The sequence below is a fragment of the Vibrio crassostreae 9ZC13 genome, from assembly GCF_000272045.2.
In the GTDB taxonomy this organism is placed as follows: domain Bacteria; phylum Pseudomonadota; class Gammaproteobacteria; order Enterobacterales; family Vibrionaceae; genus Vibrio; species Vibrio crassostreae_C.
This window is the reverse complement of sequence record NZ_AJYZ02000019.1, coordinates 861,605-884,261: the sequence shown is the minus strand read 5'-3', so window position 1 is coordinate 884,261 and position 22,657 is coordinate 861,605. Positions and strand designations below refer to the sequence as shown.

Sequence of the window (22,657 nt, the reverse complement as noted above, 5' to 3'; positions counted from 1 at the left end):
CCCATCCCTGCGGTTGGTTGAGCAGATGACAAACGCGATGCCACGATGATGCCTGCCACTGCAGCTAGCAGACCACAGATTGCGTAAACACCGATTTTTACTTTGTCTACGTCGATGCCTGATAGGCGAGTTGCTGATTCGTTGCCGCCCAGTGCGTAAACGTAGCGACCAAAGCGTGTGTGGTTAAGTAGGTACCATACTGCTGCGAATACCACGACCATGATCCATACTGGAACCGGTACACCCATTGCGTAGCCAGTACCGAACCAAGCGAATGCGTCTGCTGTGTCTGTGAAGCCTGTTGAAATAGGACGACCATCTGTGTAAACCATGGTTACGCCGCGAAGTAGTGTCATGGTGACAAGCGTTGCGATGAAGGCTTGAACCTTACCCTTAGCGATAATCACACCACTAATCGCACCTAATGCTGCACCTGCTACAAGAGCGGTTGGTACTGCGATCATCACAGGGATTTCCATGCCAATCATGCTGGCTGCGAACGCACCACAAAGCGCCAGTACAGAACCAACACTCAAGTCGATACCCGCGGTTAAGATAACCAGCGTCATACCTACAGCGATAATTGCGTTAACCGAGGTTTGGCGCAGAATGTTTAGGATGTTGTCGACAGTAAAGAAGTTCGGGTTTAAGAAAGAAACGACAACAATCAGGAAGAGCAAAGCAATCAATGACTTTTGATCAATCAGCCACTCTTTGCTGATTAACGGTTTTTTCTTTGGAGCTTCAGTTGTTTTGCTCATGGTTTTAGTACTCATGCTGCGTCCTCGTTGATCTTTTTACCGACCGCACACGCCAGTAATAATTCTTGGTTTGCTTCTTTAGCATCAAATTCACCGCTTACACGGCCTTCATGCATCACCATGATGCGGTCACTCATTCCTAACACTTCTGGCATTTCAGATGAGACTAAAATGATGCTCATGCCGTCGGCTTTAAATTTATTAATGAGTTGGTAAATCTCTTTCTTAGCACCGACATCGACACCGCGCGTTGGCTCGTCGAGAATCAGTACTTTTGGTTTGGTCATCAAGCCCTTAGCGATAGCCACTTTCTGTTGGTTACCACCAGAAAGGTTGCCAATAATCTGTTCGCGCGTCGGGGTTTTGATGTTGAATAGCTTGATGAAGTCATCTACTGCAATCACTTCGTCTTTATGTTGGATTTGACCGCTCTTTGTCAGTAGGTCAAGCGAACATAACGACATGTTTTCTTTAACAGAAAGCCCTAGAACTAAGCCATCGCCCTTACGGTCTTCAGAGATGTAAGCAATGCCATTGGCCAAGCCGTCTTTCGGGCTTACAGGGTTGATGGTTTTGTTTTCTAGGTTGATGACGCCGCGTTCACTTGGAAGGGCACCGTAAATCACTTTCATCAGTTCGGTACGACCTGCGCCCATTAGGCCAGATACACCCAGGATTTCACCGCGTTTTAGCGTAAAGCTAACATCGTGAACACCAGAACCCGTCAGGCCAATCACTTCAAGACAAGTTTCACCATGGCTCTGGCCGATACGTGGATATTGTTCGTCTAACTTACGACCAACCATCATTTCGATTAGGCCATCTTCGTCGGTGTCTTTTACTTCACACTGACCAATGAACTTACCGTCACGCAGCACGGTGATGTCATCACAAATCTCGAAGATCTCTTTCAAACGGTGAGAGATGTAAACAATGCCACAGCCTTCATCGCGCAATTCGTTAATCACCTTAAACAGAGATTCAGTTTCGGTATCGGTTAGCGCATCGGTTGGTTCATCCATGATGATGACTTTAGATTCAAACGATAGGGCTTTCGCAATCTCTACCATTTGCTGCTCACCAAGGCTCAACTGACCTAGAGGCGTTTTCGAGCTGTGTTTCACGTTAAGGCGTTTAAGTAGCTTGTCTGCTTCTTGGTACATCTCGTTCCACAAGATACGACCCATGGTGCCCGTGATTTCACGACCTAAGAAGATGTTCTCGGCGATGGTCAATTCAGGGATTAGATTCAGCTCTTGGTGAATGATGCTAATGCCTGCTTGTTGAGAATCACGTGGCCCTTTAAATGCAGCAGGTTTTCCTTGGTAGGCAATAGTGCCGCCGTCCAAGTGGTAGATGCCTGTCAGCACTTTCATAAGCGTTGATTTACCCGCACCGTTTTCACCCATTAACGCCATTACGCGTCCTGGATAAACGTTGAGGCTTGCCTTATCCAGTGCTTTCACACCAGGGAAGGCTTTCTCAATTGAGCTAAGTTCTAAAATGGCTTGAGTCATGTCGGTTCCTTTACTCGGGGCCAGTTGTATTTGATTGTTCTGTCTATGTATTGTTTTGGTTCAGTGATGTCACTGAGCTGTCGTTGCGTTTTGCTTGAGCTAAAAGGTTACGCCAGCTTGGAAAATAACATTTGCGTATGGTGTGCACTCACCGGTGCGAATTACCGCGCGGCTTTCATGCGTACGCTGTTTGAATTCTTCATGAGTGATGTAAGTAATAGAAAGCGATTTGCCACAACGTGCTTCTTCTGTCTTGATTAAATCAATCAGCGCTGCGTGGTGCTCTGGGCTTACTTTCGCAAACTCTTCTGCAATCACAACGCCTTCGATTTGAGATTCATCCAGCATGGTTTTTACCGTTTGCTGAAAGCTTGGGACACCGTGAGTTAAAGCAAGATCAATACGAGTTACGTGGTCTGGAATCGGCAGGCCCGCGTCACAAATCGTGATTTCATCTGTGTGGCCAAGAGTCGCCACTAGGTAAGAGAGTTCAGAGTTTATTAGAGTACTTTTTTTCATATCACGACCTATCGAAAAATAACGCTTGATGGGTTGAGAACAACTCAAGAAAAGCCATCGAAACGTTTCGATAGTGATAATAGTGTCTGATTTATCATTTGCACGTTTGATTGTTTTAGAGTGTGATAATGATCATCGAAACGTTTCGATGGGGCGTTTTTTGGTGATCTTAGTCACCGCCATTGATTGCATAAATCCTTTTACGTGGGTTCAATCGATAGCGCATATCCGAACTTACTAATGGCAATGACCTGGACGTTGGATGCTCTTAATCGCGCGAACACATTGCGTAGGTTATAGACTACGTTTGCAAGAACATGTGGTGACGAGAGTTGTCCGTCCCAACACACATCAACAATATGCTCTCTTGAAATCGGTCTTCCCACATTTTCCAATAACAAGCAGAGCATTGCTAATAGGCGAGGGCGCAAAGTGATTTTGTTTCCTTGCTGGTTGGTAATCGTTCGAGCGTCGATATCAATGATTAAGCCGTTGAAGTCTATTGTGTGGTTCATCGTGTTTTCTGTTCGTCTTATTCTAAATTGTGGAGATTGAGCAAATTGGCCTGCTGTTGGAGCGGGTAATTATTTAAGTGTGCTAATGGTCGAAGTGGGCGGGTTAACTGACACGATCAGTGAGCCTATTACTTTTAAAGCCGAAGACAATACTTACCGATTAATTGCTGGTTACAAATTTAACCGCATTGTTTCGGTTGAAGCTCAATACACAGATTTTGGTGATATCGCCCTGAAAACGAAATCTGGTAATAAGGTTTTCACTTGGACACCTCAAATCTTTTCGGTAACGGCGAACCTCGGTTACACGTTTGATAATGGCATTCGTCCATTTGGCACTATCGGTCTGTCGACTATTGATCTAGACATGAAGCTTGCTGATGGCTCTCGCCCTTCAGGAGATGGTTTTTATGTTTAACTCTAGGCTTCACGAATATGAGCGGTGACAGACACGATGGCATGGTCGGTACTGAATTGGTCGTGTTCAAAACTAGGATTAATCAGGTGATGGTCTAACACTGTGTAGCTAGAGATCTCCATTAAGCTTGAAGAGTTCTGACAATCAAACTCGTTCGACATCAAAATGTAGTCCAGTACAGATCTAGAAGCGCCGTAGTAATGGGTTGGCTTTCGCTGTTCAAGCAAGTCTTCTTCATGCAGTTGATGGTAAAGATCCCAGCTGTCTTTCAAGCGAAAGTGGGATAGCCAATGCTTGCTGTTTTCGTCTCGGTTGATTGAGTAATTCAACAGCCCTTTAAACTCATCATTAAACAGTGGCTTATTAAAGTCACCCATCAACACAACAGGTTGCTCGGTTTGGTAGCGTTGGTTGGTGATGTATTGATGCAGCATCTGAGCTTCTAGACCGCGTTGGACACTTGATAGCCAAGAGCCAAGCTGTTCTTGGTGAAAACGAGTGAGCGTGTCACTTTGTGGTTTTGCACCTTGCTGAGTGTTGTCCGCATCGACAGATTCTGCTTTTGGCTCTGTCGGACGTTGTGATTTGAAGTGCACCACATAACAGTCGGTTGAACCTAAATGGGGTAACGTAATCGTCGCGTGAACAGGCGTTCTGTTGAATGAGAATTTGTCGCCAAGGTTGAATGCTGTCAGTAACGTCGAATCTGGCGTAACAGGCTGAACGTTTTCAATAGGGTAACGGGAAGCAATACCAACGACAGGTGAAGTGTATAGGTAATCATCTTCAACGTGTGCGCTATCGACCACTGCAAAGTATGGATAACCTAGGTCGTTCATCAATTGCTCTAAAGACTGCGGGCTAAATATCTCTTGGAAGCCAATCACATCGCAATCTAATGAACGAATCGCTTCAGCCATCCAATGTTGCTTCTTCTGCCATTCTTCGAAGCTGTAGATGTTCTCAAAATCATAATAAGCATTCGGTGGCTCGAGATAGTTCAGAAGGTTGAACGTTGCGAATGTTATTTGGTTTGGTTTGTTCAAAGTGTCATTCCATTTAGACCTAGGCAGCAAGGATACTCCAGTAAAAGTATAGCTTGTTGATTATTTAGAACCTAAACTTCAATTTAGAAGCGAATCAAAGGAAATCTAAGCTGTGGAGGCTTGTGTCATTCAGGCTAAGCAATCAAAGCTCACTGCATCCAATAACTTCGAGCGGTGACGAGTAATTTGTAAATAAACCGTCAGAGATAGAGTGCTGATGGTTTTATTAGTTATTACATGATGTTAGATTTGAACCTATACTTGATTTAACGGCATGCATTCAAAGCCGATAAATCAACTTGAATATAGAATTCATGACATTTGAAGGGAGAGTCAAATGGGAACAGTTTTTCGACGCAAAGCCTCGCAACGCACTCAGTTTTTCAGGTTTAATTTGAAGTCATGTGCAATCATGTTGCCGCTTATAGCTTTACAACCCTCCGTTACTTACGCTTCTGAAACCCAATCAACTCCTGCTGTCACCGTTATTGAAACCACACAACTGGTTGGTTTTGGTGAAGCAAAATATCCAGCCGATTTCACTCACTTCGATTACGTTAATCCTGATGCGCCAAAGCAGGGCAAAGTGACCTATGGCAGCATAGGTACGTACGATAGCTTTAATCGATTCGGTTCCCGCGGCGTTGCTGCAAGTTATACCGGAGAGATTTACGATACCTTGATGTTTTCTCCGAGTGACGAGATTGATGCGTACTATCCATTGATCGCTTCAAAGGTTCGCTACTCCAGTGATTTCACTTGGATGGAAATCGACATCAACCCAAATGCTAAATTCCAAGATGGCGAGCCTATCACTGCGCATGATGTTGCCTTTACTTTTGACAAGTTCTCAACCGAGGGCGTGCCTCAGTATCGTGTGTATTACAAAGAGATTAAGTCAGTAAAAGCGGTCTCTGATTTGGTTGTTCGTATTGAAATGAACAGTCCAAACCGCGAAAAACTGTTTAGCTTCGCGCAAAGCACTCGTGTATTGCCGAAACATTTCTGGAAAGACAGAAAGCTGTCTGAGCCTCTAAGTGAGCCACCAGTCGGTAGTGGTCCTTATAAGATCATCAGCTACAAATCAGGCCAAAGTGTTACCTATGGTCTAGATGAAAACTACTGGGCAGCAGACCTACCAGTTAACGTTGGCCGCAATAACTTCAAGCAGGTGCAATACGATTACTACCGTGACGACACGGTAATGTTGGAAGCGTTCAAAGCAGGGGAGTTCGATCTTCGAACCGAGAATTCGGCTAAGTTCTGGGCTAACTCTTATACGGGCGCGAACTTCGATAAAGGCTACATCATTAAAGAAGAGATCAACCACGAGAAGCCTGAAACGACTCAAGGTTTCGTCTTCAACATTCAATCACCTGTGTTCTCGGATCCTAAAGTGCGTGAAGCGTTAACCTATGCGATGGACTTTGAGTGGATGAACAAGAACATGTTCTATGGTCAGTACAAGCGTACTCGTAGCTACTTCCAAAATACCGACTACGAAGCGAAAGGCTTACCAAGCGAAGCTGAAGTCGAGTTGTTGTCTCAATACAAAGATCAGATTCCACCGCGAGTTTTCACCGAAGAATTCCAACCACCCGTCACCGATGGTAGCGGTCGTATTCGTAGCCAAATGCGTACCGCTTTCAAATTGTTGAAAGAAGCGGGTTGGGTGCTGAAAGACAAAGTCATGACCAACGAAAAGACTGGCAAGCCGATGTCATTTGAGTTGTTGATTTACAGCCCAACCACGGAACGTATCGCAACGCCGGTTCAAAAGAACCTTAAGCGCATGGGTATTGAGATGAAGATCCGTACCATCGATACCACTCAATACATCAAGCGCTTGCATGATCGTGATTTCGACATGGTTTCGTCCTCATTTTCCGCAAACCCTTATCCTAGCCCGAACTTAATGATCGTTTGGAACTCTAACTACATTGATTCTACTTACAATACTGCAGGTGTTATCGATCCAGTGGTTGACGCGTTAACAGAAGAAATTGCGCGTAACCAACAGCACCCTGAAAAGCTTCTTACACTAGGTCGTTCACTAGACCGAGTATTGCAGTGGAATTTCTACAACATCCCGCAATGGCACGTTGGCGAGTATCGCGTAGCAATGTGGGACAAGTTTGAGCGTCCAGATGTATTGCCTAAATACGATTTAGGTATCGATACATGGTGGATTTCAGAAGAGAAGGCGGCTTTGCTTCCTGAAAAACGTCGCTAGGAGTTAGTTAGCATGGCCGCGTATATATTTCGACGTTTATTGTTGGTGATCCCCACGCTGTGGGCGATCATCACCATCAACTTTTTCATCATCCAGATAGCGCCTGGAGGCCCGGTAGAGCAAGCTGTTGCTCAATTAGAAGGGCATAACTCTGGCATTATGGAGCGCTTTTCTGGTGGTGGACAAGAAGTTGATTTGAGCGAAAGTGACCAAGCATCTGCGAGTGGCTATAAAGGCTCACGCGGGCTTGATCCTGAAGTGGTTGAAGAGATCAAAAAGCAGTTTGGTTTTGATAAACCGATTCACGTTCGCTACTTCGATATGTTGAAAAACTACGCGACCTTTAACTTTGGTGAAAGCCTGTTTAAGGGTGGTAACGTGATTGATTTAATCATCGAGCGTTTACCTGTCTCCATTTCCTTAGGGTTGTGGAGTACGTTAATCATCTATGTGATTTCGATACCCTTAGGCATTATGAAGGCGATACATCACGGCTCTCGCTTTGATATTTGGTCGAGCGCGGTGGTGATTGTCGGCTACGCGGTGCCGGGCTTCTTGTTTGCGATTATTCTGATTATCTTGTTTGCAAGCGGTAACTACTTCAGTTGGTTCCCATTGCGAGGGCTTGTGTCGAGTAACTTCGACCAGCTCAACTGGTATCAGCAAATTGGCGACTACTTCTGGCACTTGGCGTTGCCCATTTTCGCCATGGTTATCGGTGGATTCGCCACGCTCAGCATGCTGACCAAAAACTCCTTCCTTGATGAAATCAATAAGCAATATGTAGTGACTGCGAGAGCGAAAGGCTTGGACGAGAGCAGTATTCTTTATAAGCACGTTTTCCGTAACGCCATGCTGATCATTATTGCGGGTTTCCCAAGCGCATTTATTAGTATTTTCTTTACGGGTTCTATGTTGATTGAAGTGATGTTTTCACTCGAAGGAATTGGTCTGCTTGGCTTTGAATCAACCATTCAACGTGACTATCCCGTGGTGTTCAGCTCTCTCTATATCATGACCTTGCTTGGCTTGGTGCTGAGCATTATCTCCGACCTGACGTATACCTGGGTTGATCCTCGAATTGATTTTGAAGCGCGTTAATGGCGAACGAATAACAAGGTATTGATAATAAATGTTTAACAACCCTTTAGCTGAAGCTCGTTGGTTACGTTTTAAAGCAAACAAGCGTGGTTTTATCTCCCTTTGGATATTTACCATCTTGTTTGGCTTGAGCCTGTTCGCTGAGATCATTGCCAATGATAAACCACTCTTGGTTTCTTATGATAATCAGTGGTTTGTGCCTGTTATCAATGAATATGCCGAGACGGAGTTTGGTGGTGAGTTTGAAACCGAGGCCGACTACAAAGACCCGTATGTTATCGAGCTCATTGAAGACAACGGTTACATCGTGTGGCCAATCATTCCGTTTAGCTACGACACAATAAACTTCGATATTTCAGGTGCGGTGCCATCGGAGCCCGATTCGGTGAACTGGTTAGGGACTGATGATAAGGGGCGAGATGTATTAGCTCGTATCATTTATGGCTTCCGTATTTCCGTTCTATTTGGTTTTATTCTGACCATTGTATCGAGCGTGATTGGTGTCGTGGTTGGCGCAACACAAGGCTACTACGGTGGCTGGGTTGATCTATTCGGACAACGCTTCATTGAAGTCTGGTCTGGTATGCCGACCCTGTTCTTGCTGATTATTTTGTCGAGTTTTATTGAGCCGAATTTCTGGTGGTTGCTCGGGATTATGGTGCTGTTCAGCTGGATGAGTTTGGTCGGCATCGTGCGAGCGGAATTTTTACGCTGCCGAAACTTTGATTATGTAAGAGCCGCGCAAGCCATGGGTGTCGATGATAAACGCATTATGCTTCGTCACATGCTACCCAACGCGATGGTGGCTTCGTTAACCATGATGCCGTTTATCCTTTCAGGCTCGGTCACTACGTTAACCTCATTAGATTTCTTAGGCTTTGGTCTTCCTGCGGGTTCACCTTCATTGGGCGAGCTATTGGCGCAAGGTAAAGCTAACTTACAAGCGCCTTGGCTTGGCATTTCTGCTTTCGTAGTGCTTTCACTGATGCTGACGTTACTTGTCTTCGTTGGTGAAGCGGTACGTGATGCTTTCGACCCACATCAACAGAAGTAAGGATAAGTTATGACTTCAAATACAACGCCTGCTTCTCCGGTTTTGACCATAGATAAACTGTCTGTCGGTTTCGGGCGAAAAAACTCGATAGAACAAGTGACGCAAGACGTCTCGTTGGAGATATACAAAGGTGAGACACTCGCGCTGGTGGGCGAGAGTGGCTCCGGTAAATCGGTTACGGCTAACTCAGTGTTAAAGCTGCTACCTAAAGGCTCATCGCACTACTTAAACGGTAAGATCAATTTCTCTGGCACCGATATTCTGAGTTGTTCTGAAAGACAATTGCGAGGGATTCGTGGTGGTCGTATTGGAATGATCTTCCAAGAGCCTATGGTTTCCCTAAATCCGCTTCATCGAATTGGAAAACAGCTTGTTGAAACCTTAGCAATTCATCGTGGTATGCGAACCAACAAAGCACAAGCCTTGGCGATAGAGTGGCTTTCAAAGGTTGGCATTCGCTATCCTGAGCAAAAGATTTCAGCCTATCCGCACGAGCTATCTGGTGGAGAACGCCAGCGCGTGATGATCGCGATGGCACTGATCAATGAACCAGAGCTGCTTATTGCTGATGAGCCGACAACGGCTTTGGATGTATCGGTGCAAGCGCAGATCCTCGACCTTCTAAAAGACCTGCAGCAAGAGCTGGGTATGGCAATGCTTTTCATTACTCATGACTTGAGTATCGTTCGTAAGATTGCCGACAGAGTAGCAGTAATGAAAGATGGTCGCTTGGTCGAAAGTAACGACTGTCATACCCTGTTTAACGCGCCTGCTCACCCTTACACTCAAAAACTTATTAACTCTGATCCGAAAGGTTTGCCCGTTCCTGTGTCACCCGAAAGCAAACCGCTACTCGATGTAAATCAACTTCGTGTTTGGTTCCCGATCACGGGCGGTTTATTCAAGCGCACCATTTCTCATGTTAAAGCTGTGACCGACATGGAGTTCACTTTGAAGAAAGGGCACTCAATCGGTTTGGTTGGCGAAAGTGGTTCTGGTAAATCGACGACCGGTATGGCGATACTTAAGCTGGTAGATAGTGAAGGGTCAATCACCTACTCGAGTGAACAGCTTCAAGGTTTAGATCGAAAACAGATGCTTCCGTTTAGAAGCCGTATGCAAGTAGTCTTTCAAGACCCGTTTTCTGCGCTAAACCCGAGAATGTCGGTCGCTCAGGTGATTGGCGAAGGTTTGTTAGTGCATCAACAATTGGATGAGCACGAACTCGACCAACGCATCTGTGACGTAATGAAAGAGGTTGACCTCGATCCTGAAACGCGTCACCGTTACCCAAATGAGTTTTCTGGCGGTCAAAGGCAGCGTATTGCGATTGCTCGTGCTTTGATTTTAAAGCCAGAGTTTATCCTGCTCGATGAACCAACATCGTCATTGGACAGAACCGTTCAAGCTCAAGTATTGGATTTGCTGAAGTCACTTCAAGAAAAGTATGGCCTGACCTATTTGTTTATCAGTCATGATCTGAATGTCGTGAAATCCTTGTGTCATTACACCATCGTCATGAAAGCTGGCGAGGTAATAGAGAAGGGCGACACTGAGACTTTGTTTGGTAATCCGCAGCATGAATATACTAAGCAGTTGGTGAGTCTTTCGAATGTTGGTGGTGTGTAGCCAAATACATTATGCATAGATTAACTCCTCATTTATTAGACCAATAAATCGCTTCTGTTTAACAGTGGCGATTTTTTTGTATTTGATTTCGATTTGTCACCATATCAATGCAGCTTACAAACATGTTTGAATTGTCTAAGCAGTTCACTTTCTAAGTTACAAACAAAGATTACCCACACCTTCTAATTCAAAATTCCTTTCTGGTGTCCAATTTAAGCTTTTGATTATTAAGATTAAAATTTATTAAGTAAATTAATCCAAACTAAATGAAATTGTAAGTTAATGTAGGTAAATGTAACCATTTGACTACTTTGTTTTATTGATTAAATTGATGAAATATTGCTTTAAATGGAATTTGGCTAGTTAGGATGATTGCATATTTACTGAAACGTTTTGCTTTAGTTGTACCTACGTTTCTTGGTATTACGATTTTGATATTCGCGATTACGCGTTTTGTTCCAGGTGGCCCTGTCGAGAGGATGCTCGCTAACATGCAGCCTCAAGGGGATGGTGGTGCGTCTAGTCTCGTTGGCCAAAACTCAGCTTTGTCTGAAGACCAACTCGCCGATCTTAATAAATTTTATGGATTGGATAAGCCGGTAACGGAAGCGTATCTCGAATGGCTAGTTCGACTTGTTCATTTTGACCTAGGCGAGTCGACACGCTACTACGAACCGGTCAGTGACATGATTTTTGAGCGCCTGCCCGTCTCTGCTATGTATGGTGGTGTGACCTTTTTCATTAGTTATTTTGTCTCTATTCCTCTTGGTTATTTTAAGGCGATGAAGCACGGCAGCGTCTTTGATTCTGTTTCATCAATCATGATTTTTGTCGGCTATGCCTTACCAGGATATGTGGTCGGCGTGCTTCTTATTACGTTTTTCAGTTATCACCTAGAGTGGTTCCCAATGGGGGGCTTTGTGGATGATGACTTCGACGACTTCGATACTTTCTCAGAGCAAATTACTGATATTTTGTGGCATGCGGTCTTACCTTTGCTTTGTTATCTGATAGGTGACTTTGCGACGTTAACCATGACCATGAAGAATAATTTGATGGAAAACTTATCGTCAGATTACATTCGCACTGCTATCGCTAAAGGTTTGCCTTTTAAAGAGGCGATTCGTAAACACGCACTACGCAATAGTTTAATCCCAATCGCTAGCCACTTTGGCAACTCTCTTCTTTTCTTCATGACGGGCTCTTTCTTAATTGAAGTCATTTTCGATATTAATGGCATAGGCCTGCTTGGTTATGAATCAATTGTAGAAAGAGATTACCCAGTGGTTATGGGTATTGTCGCAATCAACGCCTGCATATTGCTACTTGGCAATATCTTGTCTGATGTCTGCGTTGCATTGGTCGATCCTAGAGTGAAGTTTGGAGCTTGATGATGATTAAATTAAATCCGTTGACGCTAAAGCAGATCAAGCGATTCAAACAAATAAAGCGTGGATACTGGTCGCTGATCATTCTATCTGTAATGTTATTACTGTCTCTTTTTGCTGAAGCGTTGATCAACAGTAAGGCTTTAGTGGTGCGTTATCAGGGGGAATATTACTTTCCAATTGTATCTGATGTTTACTCCGGCAAGACATTTGGTTTGGAGTCTTCGGGAGAGGCAAACTATCGACTACTTCAATTAGCGCTTAAAGATAAAAACAATGGTGACTTTGCGATTTTACCTTTGGTGCCTTGGAATCCGTATGAACAAGACTTCTCTGGTGAATATCCGCCACATGCTCCAAGTGCTTACTCAAAGCACTATTTGGGCACTGACGTAATCGGGAGGGATATTTTAGCACGATTGGTTTACGGGTTTAGAACAGCAATGGGGTTTGCTCTGATAACTATGGTCATCGCATACAGCATTGGTGTAACGGTGGGGTGTGCGATGGGTTTCTTTGGTGGCAAATTTGATCTGATTGTTCAAAGAGCCATTGAGACTTGGTCAATGGTGCCGTTCCTCTACGTGATCATGATTTTGGTCTCGATAGCACAACCCACATTCATGCTGTTTGTATTGATCAATGTGACTTTTGGATGGATGGGTATTACTTGGTACATGCGAACGATGACCTACAGAGAATCTGCTCGAGAGTATGTGTTAGCTGCAAAGGCGCTAGGAGCATCAACAGCAAGAATCCTCTTCAATCATATTTTACCCAACACGATGGTGATGATCGTCACTCTGGCGCCTTTCACTATTGCAGCCAATATCACTGCATTAACTGCACTGGACTACTTAGGTTTAGGTCTTATTCCACCGACCCCAAGCTGGGGAGAGCTTCTTCAACAAGGCAAGTCGAATCTCGATTCGCCATGGATTGTTGGCTCTGTTGTGACGGCAATAGTCGGTGTGTTGGTCATGGTTACATTCATCGGTGAAGCGATAAGAACGGCTTTTGATCCCAAAAAATACACAGTTTATAGATAGGCACTAGGAAGTGATGATGTACAGATACGGACTATTCGCTTTGTTGTTGAGTTTCTTAGCTCAAGCACAACAAATACCAAATAACTTGGAATGGCAAAGTAATTGGGATGATCCCGTTTTTGCTTCTGAAGAGGCTAAGCGTGGCGGTACTTTACGTAGCTTTATGCCTAGTTTCCCACAAACATTACGTTCAGTGGGCCCCGACGCGAATTCAGGTATTCGTTTCTATTTAATGGATGGCACGCCTAAATTGGCACAACGACATCCAAATACCGACAATTGGATTCCACAACTGGCGAATGAATGGGCATTTGGGAACGATCACCAGACGGTTTATTTCAAACTGAATCCTGACGCGAAATGGTCTGACGGGGAAGCTGTAACGGCTGACGACTATCTATTTATGCTTACGTATTACCGTTCCAAAGACATTATTGATCCTTGGTATAGCGACTTTTTCCGCAATAGCATCACGACCGTTGAAAAATTCGATGACTATACGATAAGTATTACGATGGCCGAGCCTAAAAGTAATGATGAACTTATGGCTCTTATCAATATGCCGAGTCACGGAGTCCAGCCTCGTCCAAAGCATCATTTTGTTGATATTAACGATGGGAATAAGGATGGCATGGATGATAATTTTGTTCGCAAATACAACTTCAAGGCAGAGCCAACAACATCGCCTTATTTTATATCAAAAGTAAATAAAGGTCGCAGCATTACGTTTTCACATGTTGGTGATAGCTGGTGGGGTTACGGAAATAAATATTATAAAAACCGATTTAACGTGGAAAAACTTCGCATCAAGGTAATTCGTGATAGTGATATTGCACGCAAGCATTTTGAAAAAGGAAAGTTAGACACGTTTGCAATGGTACAGCCTCAACTGTGGCATGAGAAAACTAACTCAGAACCTTTTAGTCATGGCTTTATACAGAAATTCTGGGGCTTTAATCAAAGGCCACAAGGCGCTGGCGGTTTATGGATCAATACATCCATGCCACTGCTGAACGACATTAATGTTCGGAAAGGCATCACGTACGCGACTGATTTCGACGGCATGATCAAAAACGTGTTACGAGGCGATTACTCTAGAAAACCTCATGCTATGGGGTTTGGGCATGGAAAATACGATTTAGAAGGCGTAGAGCCGCCACCGTTTAGGCCTGAACTTGCGATTGGTTATTTTGAATCTGCAGGCTTCGATAATATCGGTTCTGATGGTATCCGAATGAATGCTAATGGGCTTCGTTTGAGTTTCAAGATTACGTATGGCTACAACATTTGGACACCAAGAATTGCCTATCTAAAAGAGCAAGCGAAGTTAGCTGGTTTAGAGCTCGACTTAAACCTTGTCGATGGTTCTGCTGCATTCAAATTTATTCTCGAGAAAAAGCACCAGCTTGCTTTTCTTAATATGGGCGGAGGGGAGATACCAGCTTACAAAGAGTATTTTCACTCGACAAATGCCAACCGTCCTCAAACTAATAACCATACAAATTTCAGTTCACCAGAGCTAGATCAAAAAATTGAGGCGTTTATTTCTGAGTTTGATATGGAAAGAAAACAGCAGCTATCTCAGAACATCCAAAGAAAAATAAAGGATGCGTATGTGATTGTGCCTGGCTATATGGTGCCTTATACGCGAGATGCCTACTGGCGTTGGATTAAGTTCCCAAAGAACCCAATGACGAAGAAGACTGGAGCCATGTTTAATATTTTAGATACCAGTAATTTCTGGATTGATACAGACCTAAAAGAAGAAACTCAGTTGGCTTCTAAAGAAGGTAAGGCATATCCACCCATCACCATTATTGATGACAGATATAAGCTCTAAGGATGACCGTGGAATGAACCAAAATATTATATTAAAAGTTCGTGACTTAGAAGCAGAGTTCAATACTGATGAGGGCATTGTCAAGATACTGAAAGGTGTGTCCTTTGACGTGAAATCAGGCAAAACACTCGGTTTGGTTGGAGAGTCGGGCAGTGGGAAGAGCGTAACTTCCATGTCTATTATGGGACTACTTCCTAAGCCTTATGGAAAGGTCACGGCTGGAAAAATAATTTATCGTGATACAGACCTTACAGAGGTACCTGAACATGAGATGCATAAGATGCGTGGGAACCGTATCTCAATCATTTTCCAAGACCCTATGACTGCCTTGAACCCTGTTCAGACAATTGGCAAGCAGATTGTCGAGGTTCTGGATTTGCACCATAGCCAGATGTCTAAGTCTGAAAAGATAGAGTACGCAATTGGTTTGCTTGAGAAAGTTGAAATTCCAATGCCGAAACTACGTTTTAAAGAGTACCCTCATAGCCTGTCTGGTGGGATGCGACAAAGGGTAATGATAGCGATAGCGCTTGCATGTAAGCCTGACATCTTGATATGTGATGAGCCGACGACTGCATTAGATGTAACGGTTCAAGCATCAATTTTGGAACTGATAAGAGAGCTTCAAGAAGAGACCGGGATGGCAGTGATCTTTATCACTCATGATCTAGGTGTTGTTGCGGAAATTTGCGATGAAGTCGCTGTGATGTATGACGGACGTATTGTTGAGCATGCAGAAATTTTCGAACTTTTCGATCACCCACAACATCCGTATACAAAAAGACTCTTGAGCTTAATTCCAGATCTCAATGTCGAGCCGAAACAAACCATTCAAATCAACCCAATTGATTTGAATGAATTCCCAGAATACAAGGGGAGTTGATTATGTCAGAAGTCATTAGAATTGAAGGGCTAAAGCAGCATTTTCTATCAGGTAAGAACCTATTTAAGAAAGGTTATGTAATCAAGGCTGTTGACGGCGTTTCATTCTCAGTGAAGCAAGGTGAGACGTTAGGTTTGGTTGGAGAGTCTGGCTGTGGAAAAAGTACGCTTGGTAGAACATTACTTAAACTGTATGAGCCATCCGCTGGGAAGATCTTTTTCGAAGGCGAAGACATCACCCATTACAGTACAAAAAGAATGCGTCCACTTCGTCGAGATATGCAGATTGTATTTCAGGATCCTCTAGAATCATTGAATCAGAGGCATACAGTAGGCGGCATACTTGAAGAACCTTTTATTATTCATGGGATTGGTTCAAAGAAAGACCGAAAGCAATGGGTTTTAGATCTACTCGATAAGATCGGATTACCTCACTCCGCCGTAACCCGTTATCCGCACGAGTTTTCTGGAGGGCAAAGGCAGCGTATAGGCATAGCAAGAGCAATAGCATTAAAGCCAAAGTTATTGATTTGCGATGAGTCAGTATCGGCATTAGATGTTTCTGTGCAAGCACAGATATTGAACTTATTACTAAAAATACAAAAAGAGATGAACCTTTCCATTATTTTTATTTCACATGATCTCTCTGTCGTTAAGCACATTTCAGATAATGTGGTCGTAATGAAAAAAGGTAAAATAATTGAGTTTGGAAGTGTGGAAGACGTTTATAAAAACCCAAAAGAAGAATATACAAAAACTCTATTGGCGTCGATTCCAATAACGCATCCATCTCAAAGGAATAAAATAAAAACAACGAGGTTAGCTAAACAGGCTTAAAACTGGAAAAAGAAAATGTAGATATAATACGGAAGTGTAATACAAGAAGGAAAATATGAATAAACTACTTATGTTGCCAGCGTTCATGCTGGTGGCACCTTCGCTCGCCCTAGCAAATAATTTGCAAGATGAGTGGGAGTCCAAAAACAATGAAAACCCTTGGTCTGGATACATTAGTGCTGACTATTCTCGAAACGGATATGAAGACAGTGCGTCTTTAGCAAACCGTTCGGCTTCTGCAACTGGCGTTGTCCGATATTCGTTTTCAGACAAATCTCGACTCCAAGTTGTGGCGTCAGGTTACCACTTGTCCGACGGTGATGAATATGGGACTAGGGGACAGTTCTGGAATGATACGTCCATCTCATGGGGGCGCAATGGATTATTCAAACCAACTGATGGTTCATCACTGAGTGGTGAGGTGAGAGTAATATTGCCAACGTCCAAATGGTCAAGGAGGAACGATCTAACGTTAGGAACTAGGTTGAAAGTCAGGTGGAGTGCTCCATTCGATAATTGGATTGAAGGGCTTTCATTAAGTAATACGTTATTACTTAGAAAAAACTTTCACGAATATAAAACAGCTGGTGGTAATCAGCTTATTGAATACCAATTGAGCAGCCAATTTTCTCTTGATTATGTTTTTGCAGAAGACTTCTATTTTAACATTTTCGTAATGCCTAGACAGTCATGGGATTATAACGGGAGCACGTTTGACCCAACTTTATTACATGGGGAAGAGGTGGGTTACCAAATAACTAAGAGTATTTCTATTTCTGCTGGTTTGACTAATGGCATTAGTTATTACAATCCAGAAAGAGGCTCAAACCCTCTTAATGATTTAGTCGATTTAAAGAAAACAACTTATTACGCAGTGATTAACTATCAATTCTAATATTGCTCCGTTCGCATTGAATTTAAATAGTTAGAAGTAAAAATGTAATATAATTATAAATATAGGTAAATTATGTTTAAACAAGCAATTATCGCAGCAAGTATTGCCACAATCCTCAGCGGGTGTGGGGCCGAAGATCGTGCCTATGACACCTATGAAAAACCAACCGAAGAGATTTCTGTTCAATCTTTAGATACGGAATCACTTTGGATGTACATGCCGTCAACCGGCGATGCTCCTCGTTATGCAATGACTCAGCGCGGCTTTTTCCAAGGCGATCCAAAGTTGGTGACGCTTCGTTTTGATGAAACTAATGGTATTTATGTCGAAGAAGTTGATCGCGACAAAGTGAATTCGACAGATGAAAGTCGTTGGGATACGGAAATTAACCGTGCTCCTGTGCTTAAAATTCCTGGAGAATTCCGTCAGTATCGCTGTGCTGAGAACGGTTATGGCGAATGTACAAATAAAGAAGAAATTAACGCAGATGAAGACGTTTCTTGGGATCAAGCCACACACTTTGTACCTAAATATGAAGAGATTAAATCACTATCTCAAGACACAATTAGAGCTTGGTATACCTCCAGTAATGTTACGGAGTCTGCAGAGCCTCGTTTGATTTCATACGAATACGATCCTGAAGGTGGGGTAATTAACGTTGAAGTAGAACGAACCTTTACTGCAGAAGCGGAAGATCAATACCAGTTTGGTGGCGAGCTTAAAGACTTATCATTCAAAACACGTTTTTTCTATTCTCTTGTTAAGCTTGATAAGTTAGCAAGTGAAAATTACGAACCTATCTATTACCAAGGCCAAGACAGCGCATACTTTGGGTTCTTCAACGATAGCAAAGAAGTAAAAACTCACACTGGTGAGAGTAACGTACAGGGTTCTCGTTTTTCTTATATTAACCGATTCAATCCCAAGTTAGAGTCGATCGATTACTACTTAAGCGACAGCTACTTCGATGATGGCAATAAAGCGTACCTGCAACTTACGCTCGATACCATGAAAGAGGTAAATCAGTCATTAGAAGGCACAGGTGTTCCTCGCATTAACATTGTTAATAGTGACAAGAAAGCGGGTGTAAAAACGGGTGACTTACGTTACAACGTATTCAACCTGATCGCGGATCCGGTTGACAACGGCCTTCTTGGCTATGGCCCATCTGCCACTAACCCATTAACGGGTGAAATTATTCATGCGCATGTTAACCAATATTTAGGTGTGATTCGTTCCGCAAGTCGCCATACGTGGAATGATCTCGCTAAGCGTTACAACCGCCAAGAAATTGAAAAAGTACAACCTGTGGTTGTGGCGGAAAAAAGCAACGCTTCGAAATCAAGCTCTGAGCCAACCGAAATCGATTTGTTCAATAAAATGCTCGAGGAAGATCGAGGACCTTCGATCAATGTTCCAGCGTTGAGTGAACGCGAAATTAATTTGGTGGGCAAAGATAATTTAGTCGATTCACTGCCTGAAGCCGATTTGGATTTCAAATACGATACCAGCAACCAAGACCTCGCTTTGCAATCATTCTATAAACGCCAAGATATGTTGAAGCGATTCTCTGAGCAGAATGTATATAGCGTTGATGCGATGTGGTTAAGTACCCAGTCAAAGGGCTTAGTGAAGGGTTTAGACTATATCCAAGGTGGCTTCTTCGCCGATGCTGATCAGAGCAAAATGAAAACGTGGGAAGCGCTAACGATTGATCAGCAGAAGCTAGCAAGCCAAGCGATTTCAAAGCATATGTTTAAATCAACATTGATTCATGAGCTCGGGCATAACCTTGGTTTACGTCATAACTTTATGGGTTCAACGGACGAAAGCCATTTTTATACAGAGGCTGAGCTTGCACAAAGCAAAATTGGGCACCTTGATAAGCCAGCTGCGTACAGTTCGATCATGGATTACGGTGCATCAATATTTGATGAACTGTTGACGTTCGGTAAGTATGACAAGGCCGCTTTACGTTTCGCTTATGCTCGTCAGGTTGAAACAAATGAACTTATCGTTAACACCAATAGCGAGGGAGACGATGTCGCTGTAGTAGACGCCACAGGAGCACAAAAGCGCAAAGTCTATTCTTTGGCTGAGTATGACCGTCAGTTATCTAATGACTATAAGGTTTATCCGACGGGTGTTATTGCACACTTGAGAGCTAACGCTGGTCAAAATGGTATTCCAGATTCGTTAGTGAGCTATCGCTATTGTACGGATGAACACACGACCACTAACTTGTTATGTGATCGTTTTGATGAAGGTACAAGCCTTCAAGAAGCCACAGAGTTTAGAATTCAGCGATACAAAGATAGCTACGACACGGTTAACCAAAGAAATGGACGTGAGAGATTTGAACAATTTCATCAATATAGCTACTTCTTATATCGAATGGGGGAGTTCCAAAAAATTCGCGATATCGTTGAAAACGTTGGTGAAATTGACTTTATGTTTGCTCGTTACTTAGGTGCAAATACGACGAATAACAAAGGGCAGGTTTTTGAAGAAATAGCCGGAAACAACTGTGTGGATTTTCGCGGTAACGCTATTCCATTAGAGAACTTGTCTGCGGGTGTTCGTCCAATTTGTGATACTTATAATGCAGCAAATTTGGCAGCAGACTTCTTTTTAGAAGTGCTAACAGCACCAGATAAAGTTTGTGAATTAGAAGAATTGAGTGGTGTTGTTGGAGTTCCTAACCGCTATCGTTTCGCTAAGTTATCTGACCTTTGGTTAACCTACCAAGGCGGCATGTCGCAAAATCGCGATGTTCCAACCAGTTGTTTCGATGAGGAATTAGTTCAGATGTTAGCAAGTCAAGCTAACGAGATCGTCATTCGCTCTGAAACTCGAGATGGAAAAGTATGGGCGAGCTTAAAAGCGAACAACCCTTATCAAACATCGTCTTCTTCTGTCGATTTGTTAGGCGTATGGCCAGACAAACTACTAGCAGCACAGATGTTAGTTAGGCGTGATACACCATTCAAATCAACTGAGAATTCGAGCTTAGCGTTGGTTGATATGTCAGACAAAATTTCACACTTGTATACGTATCTATCCGATTTAACGGGTAGAGCTGAAGCTCGCCAAGCTATCTTTGTTGATGGGAAAGGGGATTACGTAGAAACGGTTCTGAAATACAAACAAGACATTACCGAAACAATTGAGGCTACACCTTCATACCTGTGGCCAATGAAGCGCTATTTCTCAATGGGCGGTAATGAAGCATTTGTGTATTGGACTGAGGGAGCTAGCCAAGATACGAAGGTGCCGTACTTTGGAACCTTATTGGCTAACCTAAACAAGTATAATCGTGCAAATGAATATGGTTTGAGTGACTCAGTATCTGGTTTTAGCGACTCTATCCATGTCAACTATGCAAATAGTAGTTATGCCGACGAAGATGGGATTAACTTTACTTGGAAAGGGACAAATTACTCGTTGAGTTCACGTAACACACTTGCAAATGCTTTAGCTTCACGCGCCTTATACACAGAAGAGCAGCAAGCTCGCGTAGAAAAATTAAACGGTTTGCCTTACCGAGTCCGTAACGCGCTGTCTGTGTTTAAGAATACGCGAGATCGCAACGAAGCTCGTATTATCGCTGTCGGTGATAAAGAGGCGCTCGTTGCTCTTCGTGACACCACTGGTTTCGCACGCTTTTTTATGTTTGATAATCAGTTCGAAGAATATGATGAAGATGGTCAGAAGTGTTTACGATTTAAAGTCGATGGCGAGTCGACCGAAGATCACATGAAACGTAAGTGTAACTCTCAATCCAGTTTGCAGACGGTACAAAATAGCTCGATTGGTAAATTCGAAGATGAAGAGCACGAACGTATATTCGATTTAGCACAAATCTTTGGTAATCAGATTGCAGATAACAACACCAGTTCCACAAATGCGGCTCATAAAGAAGTGTACAACTATGACCCAGAAGAATTGAGGTTATGGAGCTCTAATGAGTACGTGAATTATCGTCGCGCATTTGAACAGTTCCCTGTTTATGATGACTAGACAACAAATGTTTAATTAAACCCATAAATTGAACCGGTTACCTTACTAAGGTGACCGGTTTTTTTGAGTCTAAAATTAAGAGCTTTTGGTCTATTTTTAGCTGCATTACCTTATATTTATATGTTATATAGATGTTTTTGTTAATTTTATAAATACAAGCTATGTAAAAAGAATATGCTGAATTTCGCAATAGAGAGGCGCGGGTTCGCAAGGTAGCAATAGGAATGGTGAGAAGGATTTATGACCAACCCGAAACTAGTGATCGTAGAAGACGATCCCATCTTAAGAGAGATGTTACAGGAATATTTTGAAAGCCAATCTTTTGATGTAATCACTATTTCTGATGGCGCATCAGCGAGTGAGCAAATCTTAAATATTCAGCCCGACATTGTTCTACTTGATCTTATGTTGCCAGAAGTTGATGGGCTAACTATCTGTAGGCAAGTCCGGAGTCAGTTTAAGGGAAAGATACTCATTCTTACAGCTAGTGATGATGATTTTGACCATGTTGCAGCGTTAGAAACTGGCGCCGATGACTTTATTAGTAAACCAATTCGCCAAAGAGTATTACTTGCTCGAGTGAGGATGCTTTTGCGTCGCACTCCTGACAGTTCAATAAGTGCTGAAGTGAGTAAGAATGAGTTAGTTTTTGGTAAGTTAAATTTAAACCGCACAACCAAAGCCTGTACGCATATTGGAAAAGATATATCCATAGCGGAGAGTGAATTTGAACTGCTTTGGCTATTGGCTTCCTCGCCAGAACAGGTGTTATCACGTAATTTTTTGACTCAACAGTTGAGAGGTATTGATTACGATGGCATTGACCGCTTTATCGACAATAAAATCGTAATCTTACGTAAAAAGCTTAATGACATAACTGTCCCACCTAAAAAGATCATCACTGTAAGAGGTAAAGGCTACTTGTTCGTACCAGAACGTTGGTAACGGTAGCT

At 43.0% G+C, this 22,657-nt stretch carries 17 protein-coding genes and 1 pseudogene; 13 read left to right on the top strand and 5 right to left on the bottom strand.

What is annotated here, in order from left to right:
- The 4 genes from rbsC to A136_RS05135 all read right to left on the bottom strand — a co-directional run.
- Positions 1–776, bottom strand: a 776-nt coding sequence (gene rbsC, locus A136_RS05150; RefSeq protein ID WP_017064745.1) for a ribose ABC transporter permease, incomplete at its 3' end; no start/stop codon positions are given.
- Positions 773–2,278 (bottom strand): ribose ABC transporter ATP-binding protein RbsA, encoded by a 1,506-nt coding sequence (rbsA, locus tag A136_RS05145; protein ID WP_009844906.1) that lies wholly within the window; start codon positions 2,276–2,278, stop codon positions 773–775. The genes rbsA and rbsC, both read right to left, overlap by 4 nt.
- Before the next feature lie 99 nt (positions 2,279–2,377).
- Positions 2,378–2,797 (bottom strand): D-ribose pyranase, encoded by a 420-nt coding sequence (gene rbsD, locus A136_RS05140; protein ID WP_017060853.1) that lies wholly within the window; start codon positions 2,795–2,797, stop codon positions 2,378–2,380.
- Positions 2,798–2,997: 200 nt separating this feature from the next.
- On the bottom strand, positions 2,998–3,312 hold the full coding sequence (locus A136_RS05135) for a winged helix-turn-helix domain-containing protein (protein WP_017064744.1): 315 nt from the start codon (positions 3,310–3,312) through the stop codon (positions 2,998–3,000).
- Between the two features lie 94 nt (positions 3,313–3,406).
- Between A136_RS05135 and A136_RS05130 the strand changes: the two are divergent.
- A pseudogene (locus A136_RS05130) lies at positions 3,407–3,721 on the top strand (outer membrane beta-barrel protein); the annotation flags it as partial.
- Positions 3,722–3,732: 11 nt separating this feature from the next.
- Here the strand turns inward: A136_RS05130 and A136_RS05125 are convergent.
- Positions 3,733–4,776, bottom strand: coding sequence for an endonuclease/exonuclease/phosphatase family protein (locus A136_RS05125; protein ID WP_017064742.1), 1,044 nt, complete (start codon positions 4,774–4,776; stop codon positions 3,733–3,735).
- A gap of 337 nt (positions 4,777–5,113) precedes the next feature.
- Between A136_RS05125 and A136_RS05120 the strand changes: the two genes are divergently transcribed.
- The 12 genes from A136_RS05120 to A136_RS05065 all read left to right on the top strand — a co-directional run bounded on the left by A136_RS05120 (position 5,114) and on the right by A136_RS05065 (position 22,649).
- Positions 5,114–7,009, top strand: coding sequence for an extracellular solute-binding protein (locus tag A136_RS05120; RefSeq protein ID WP_017064741.1), 1,896 nt, complete (start codon positions 5,114–5,116; stop codon positions 7,007–7,009).
- Between the two features lie 12 nt (positions 7,010–7,021).
- Positions 7,022–8,110 carry a microcin C ABC transporter permease YejB gene (locus A136_RS05115; protein ID WP_004730359.1) on the top strand — a complete coding sequence of 363 codons (1,089 nt, stop codon included), beginning with the start codon at positions 7,022–7,024 and terminating at the stop codon, positions 8,108–8,110.
- Positions 8,111–8,141: 31 nt separating this feature from the next.
- Positions 8,142–9,164: an ABC transporter permease gene (locus A136_RS05110; protein WP_017060847.1), complete on the top strand. Its 1,023-nt coding sequence runs from the start codon at positions 8,142–8,144 to the stop codon at positions 9,162–9,164.
- Between the two features lie 9 nt (positions 9,165–9,173).
- Positions 9,174–10,793 (top strand): microcin C ABC transporter ATP-binding protein YejF, encoded by a 1,620-nt coding sequence (gene yejF / locus A136_RS05105; protein ID WP_017064740.1) that lies wholly within the window; start codon positions 9,174–9,176, stop codon positions 10,791–10,793.
- Positions 10,794–11,161: 368 nt separating this feature from the next.
- Entirely contained in the window at positions 11,162–12,184 is a 1,023-nt protein-coding gene (locus A136_RS05100; RefSeq protein WP_017064739.1) for an ABC transporter permease subunit, read from the top strand.
- Between the two features lie 2 nt (positions 12,185–12,186).
- Positions 12,187–13,230 carry an ABC transporter permease gene (locus A136_RS05095; RefSeq protein WP_029235249.1) on the top strand — a complete coding sequence of 348 codons (1,044 nt, stop codon included), beginning with the start codon at positions 12,187–12,189 and terminating at the stop codon, positions 13,228–13,230.
- A 16-nt stretch (positions 13,231–13,246) separates the two neighbouring features.
- Positions 13,247–15,070: an extracellular solute-binding protein gene (locus tag A136_RS05090; RefSeq protein WP_017064737.1), complete on the top strand. Its 1,824-nt coding sequence runs from the start codon at positions 13,247–13,249 to the stop codon at positions 15,068–15,070.
- 13 nt (positions 15,071–15,083) lie between these two features.
- Positions 15,084–15,953, top strand: coding sequence for an ABC transporter ATP-binding protein (locus A136_RS05085; protein WP_102332934.1), 870 nt, complete (start codon positions 15,084–15,086; stop codon positions 15,951–15,953).
- 2 nt (positions 15,954–15,955) lie between these two features.
- Positions 15,956–16,789, top strand: a complete 834-nt coding sequence (locus tag A136_RS05080) for an ABC transporter ATP-binding protein (protein ID WP_017064735.1) — start codon at positions 15,956–15,958, stop codon at positions 16,787–16,789.
- 55 nt (positions 16,790–16,844) lie between these two features.
- Positions 16,845–17,684, top strand: coding sequence for a hypothetical protein (locus tag A136_RS05075; protein ID WP_017064734.1), 840 nt, complete (start codon positions 16,845–16,847; stop codon positions 17,682–17,684).
- 72 nt (positions 17,685–17,756) lie between these two features.
- The gene (locus A136_RS05070; protein ID WP_017064733.1) at positions 17,757–21,704 is read left to right on the top strand and encodes a zinc-dependent metalloprotease; all 3,948 of its coding nucleotides are present in this window, start codon (positions 17,757–17,759) and stop codon (positions 21,702–21,704) included.
- A 240-nt stretch (positions 21,705–21,944) separates the two neighbouring features.
- Positions 21,945–22,649, top strand: coding sequence for a response regulator (locus A136_RS05065; RefSeq protein ID WP_017064732.1), 705 nt, complete (start codon positions 21,945–21,947; stop codon positions 22,647–22,649).
- Positions 22,650–22,657 lie beyond the last annotated feature (8 nt).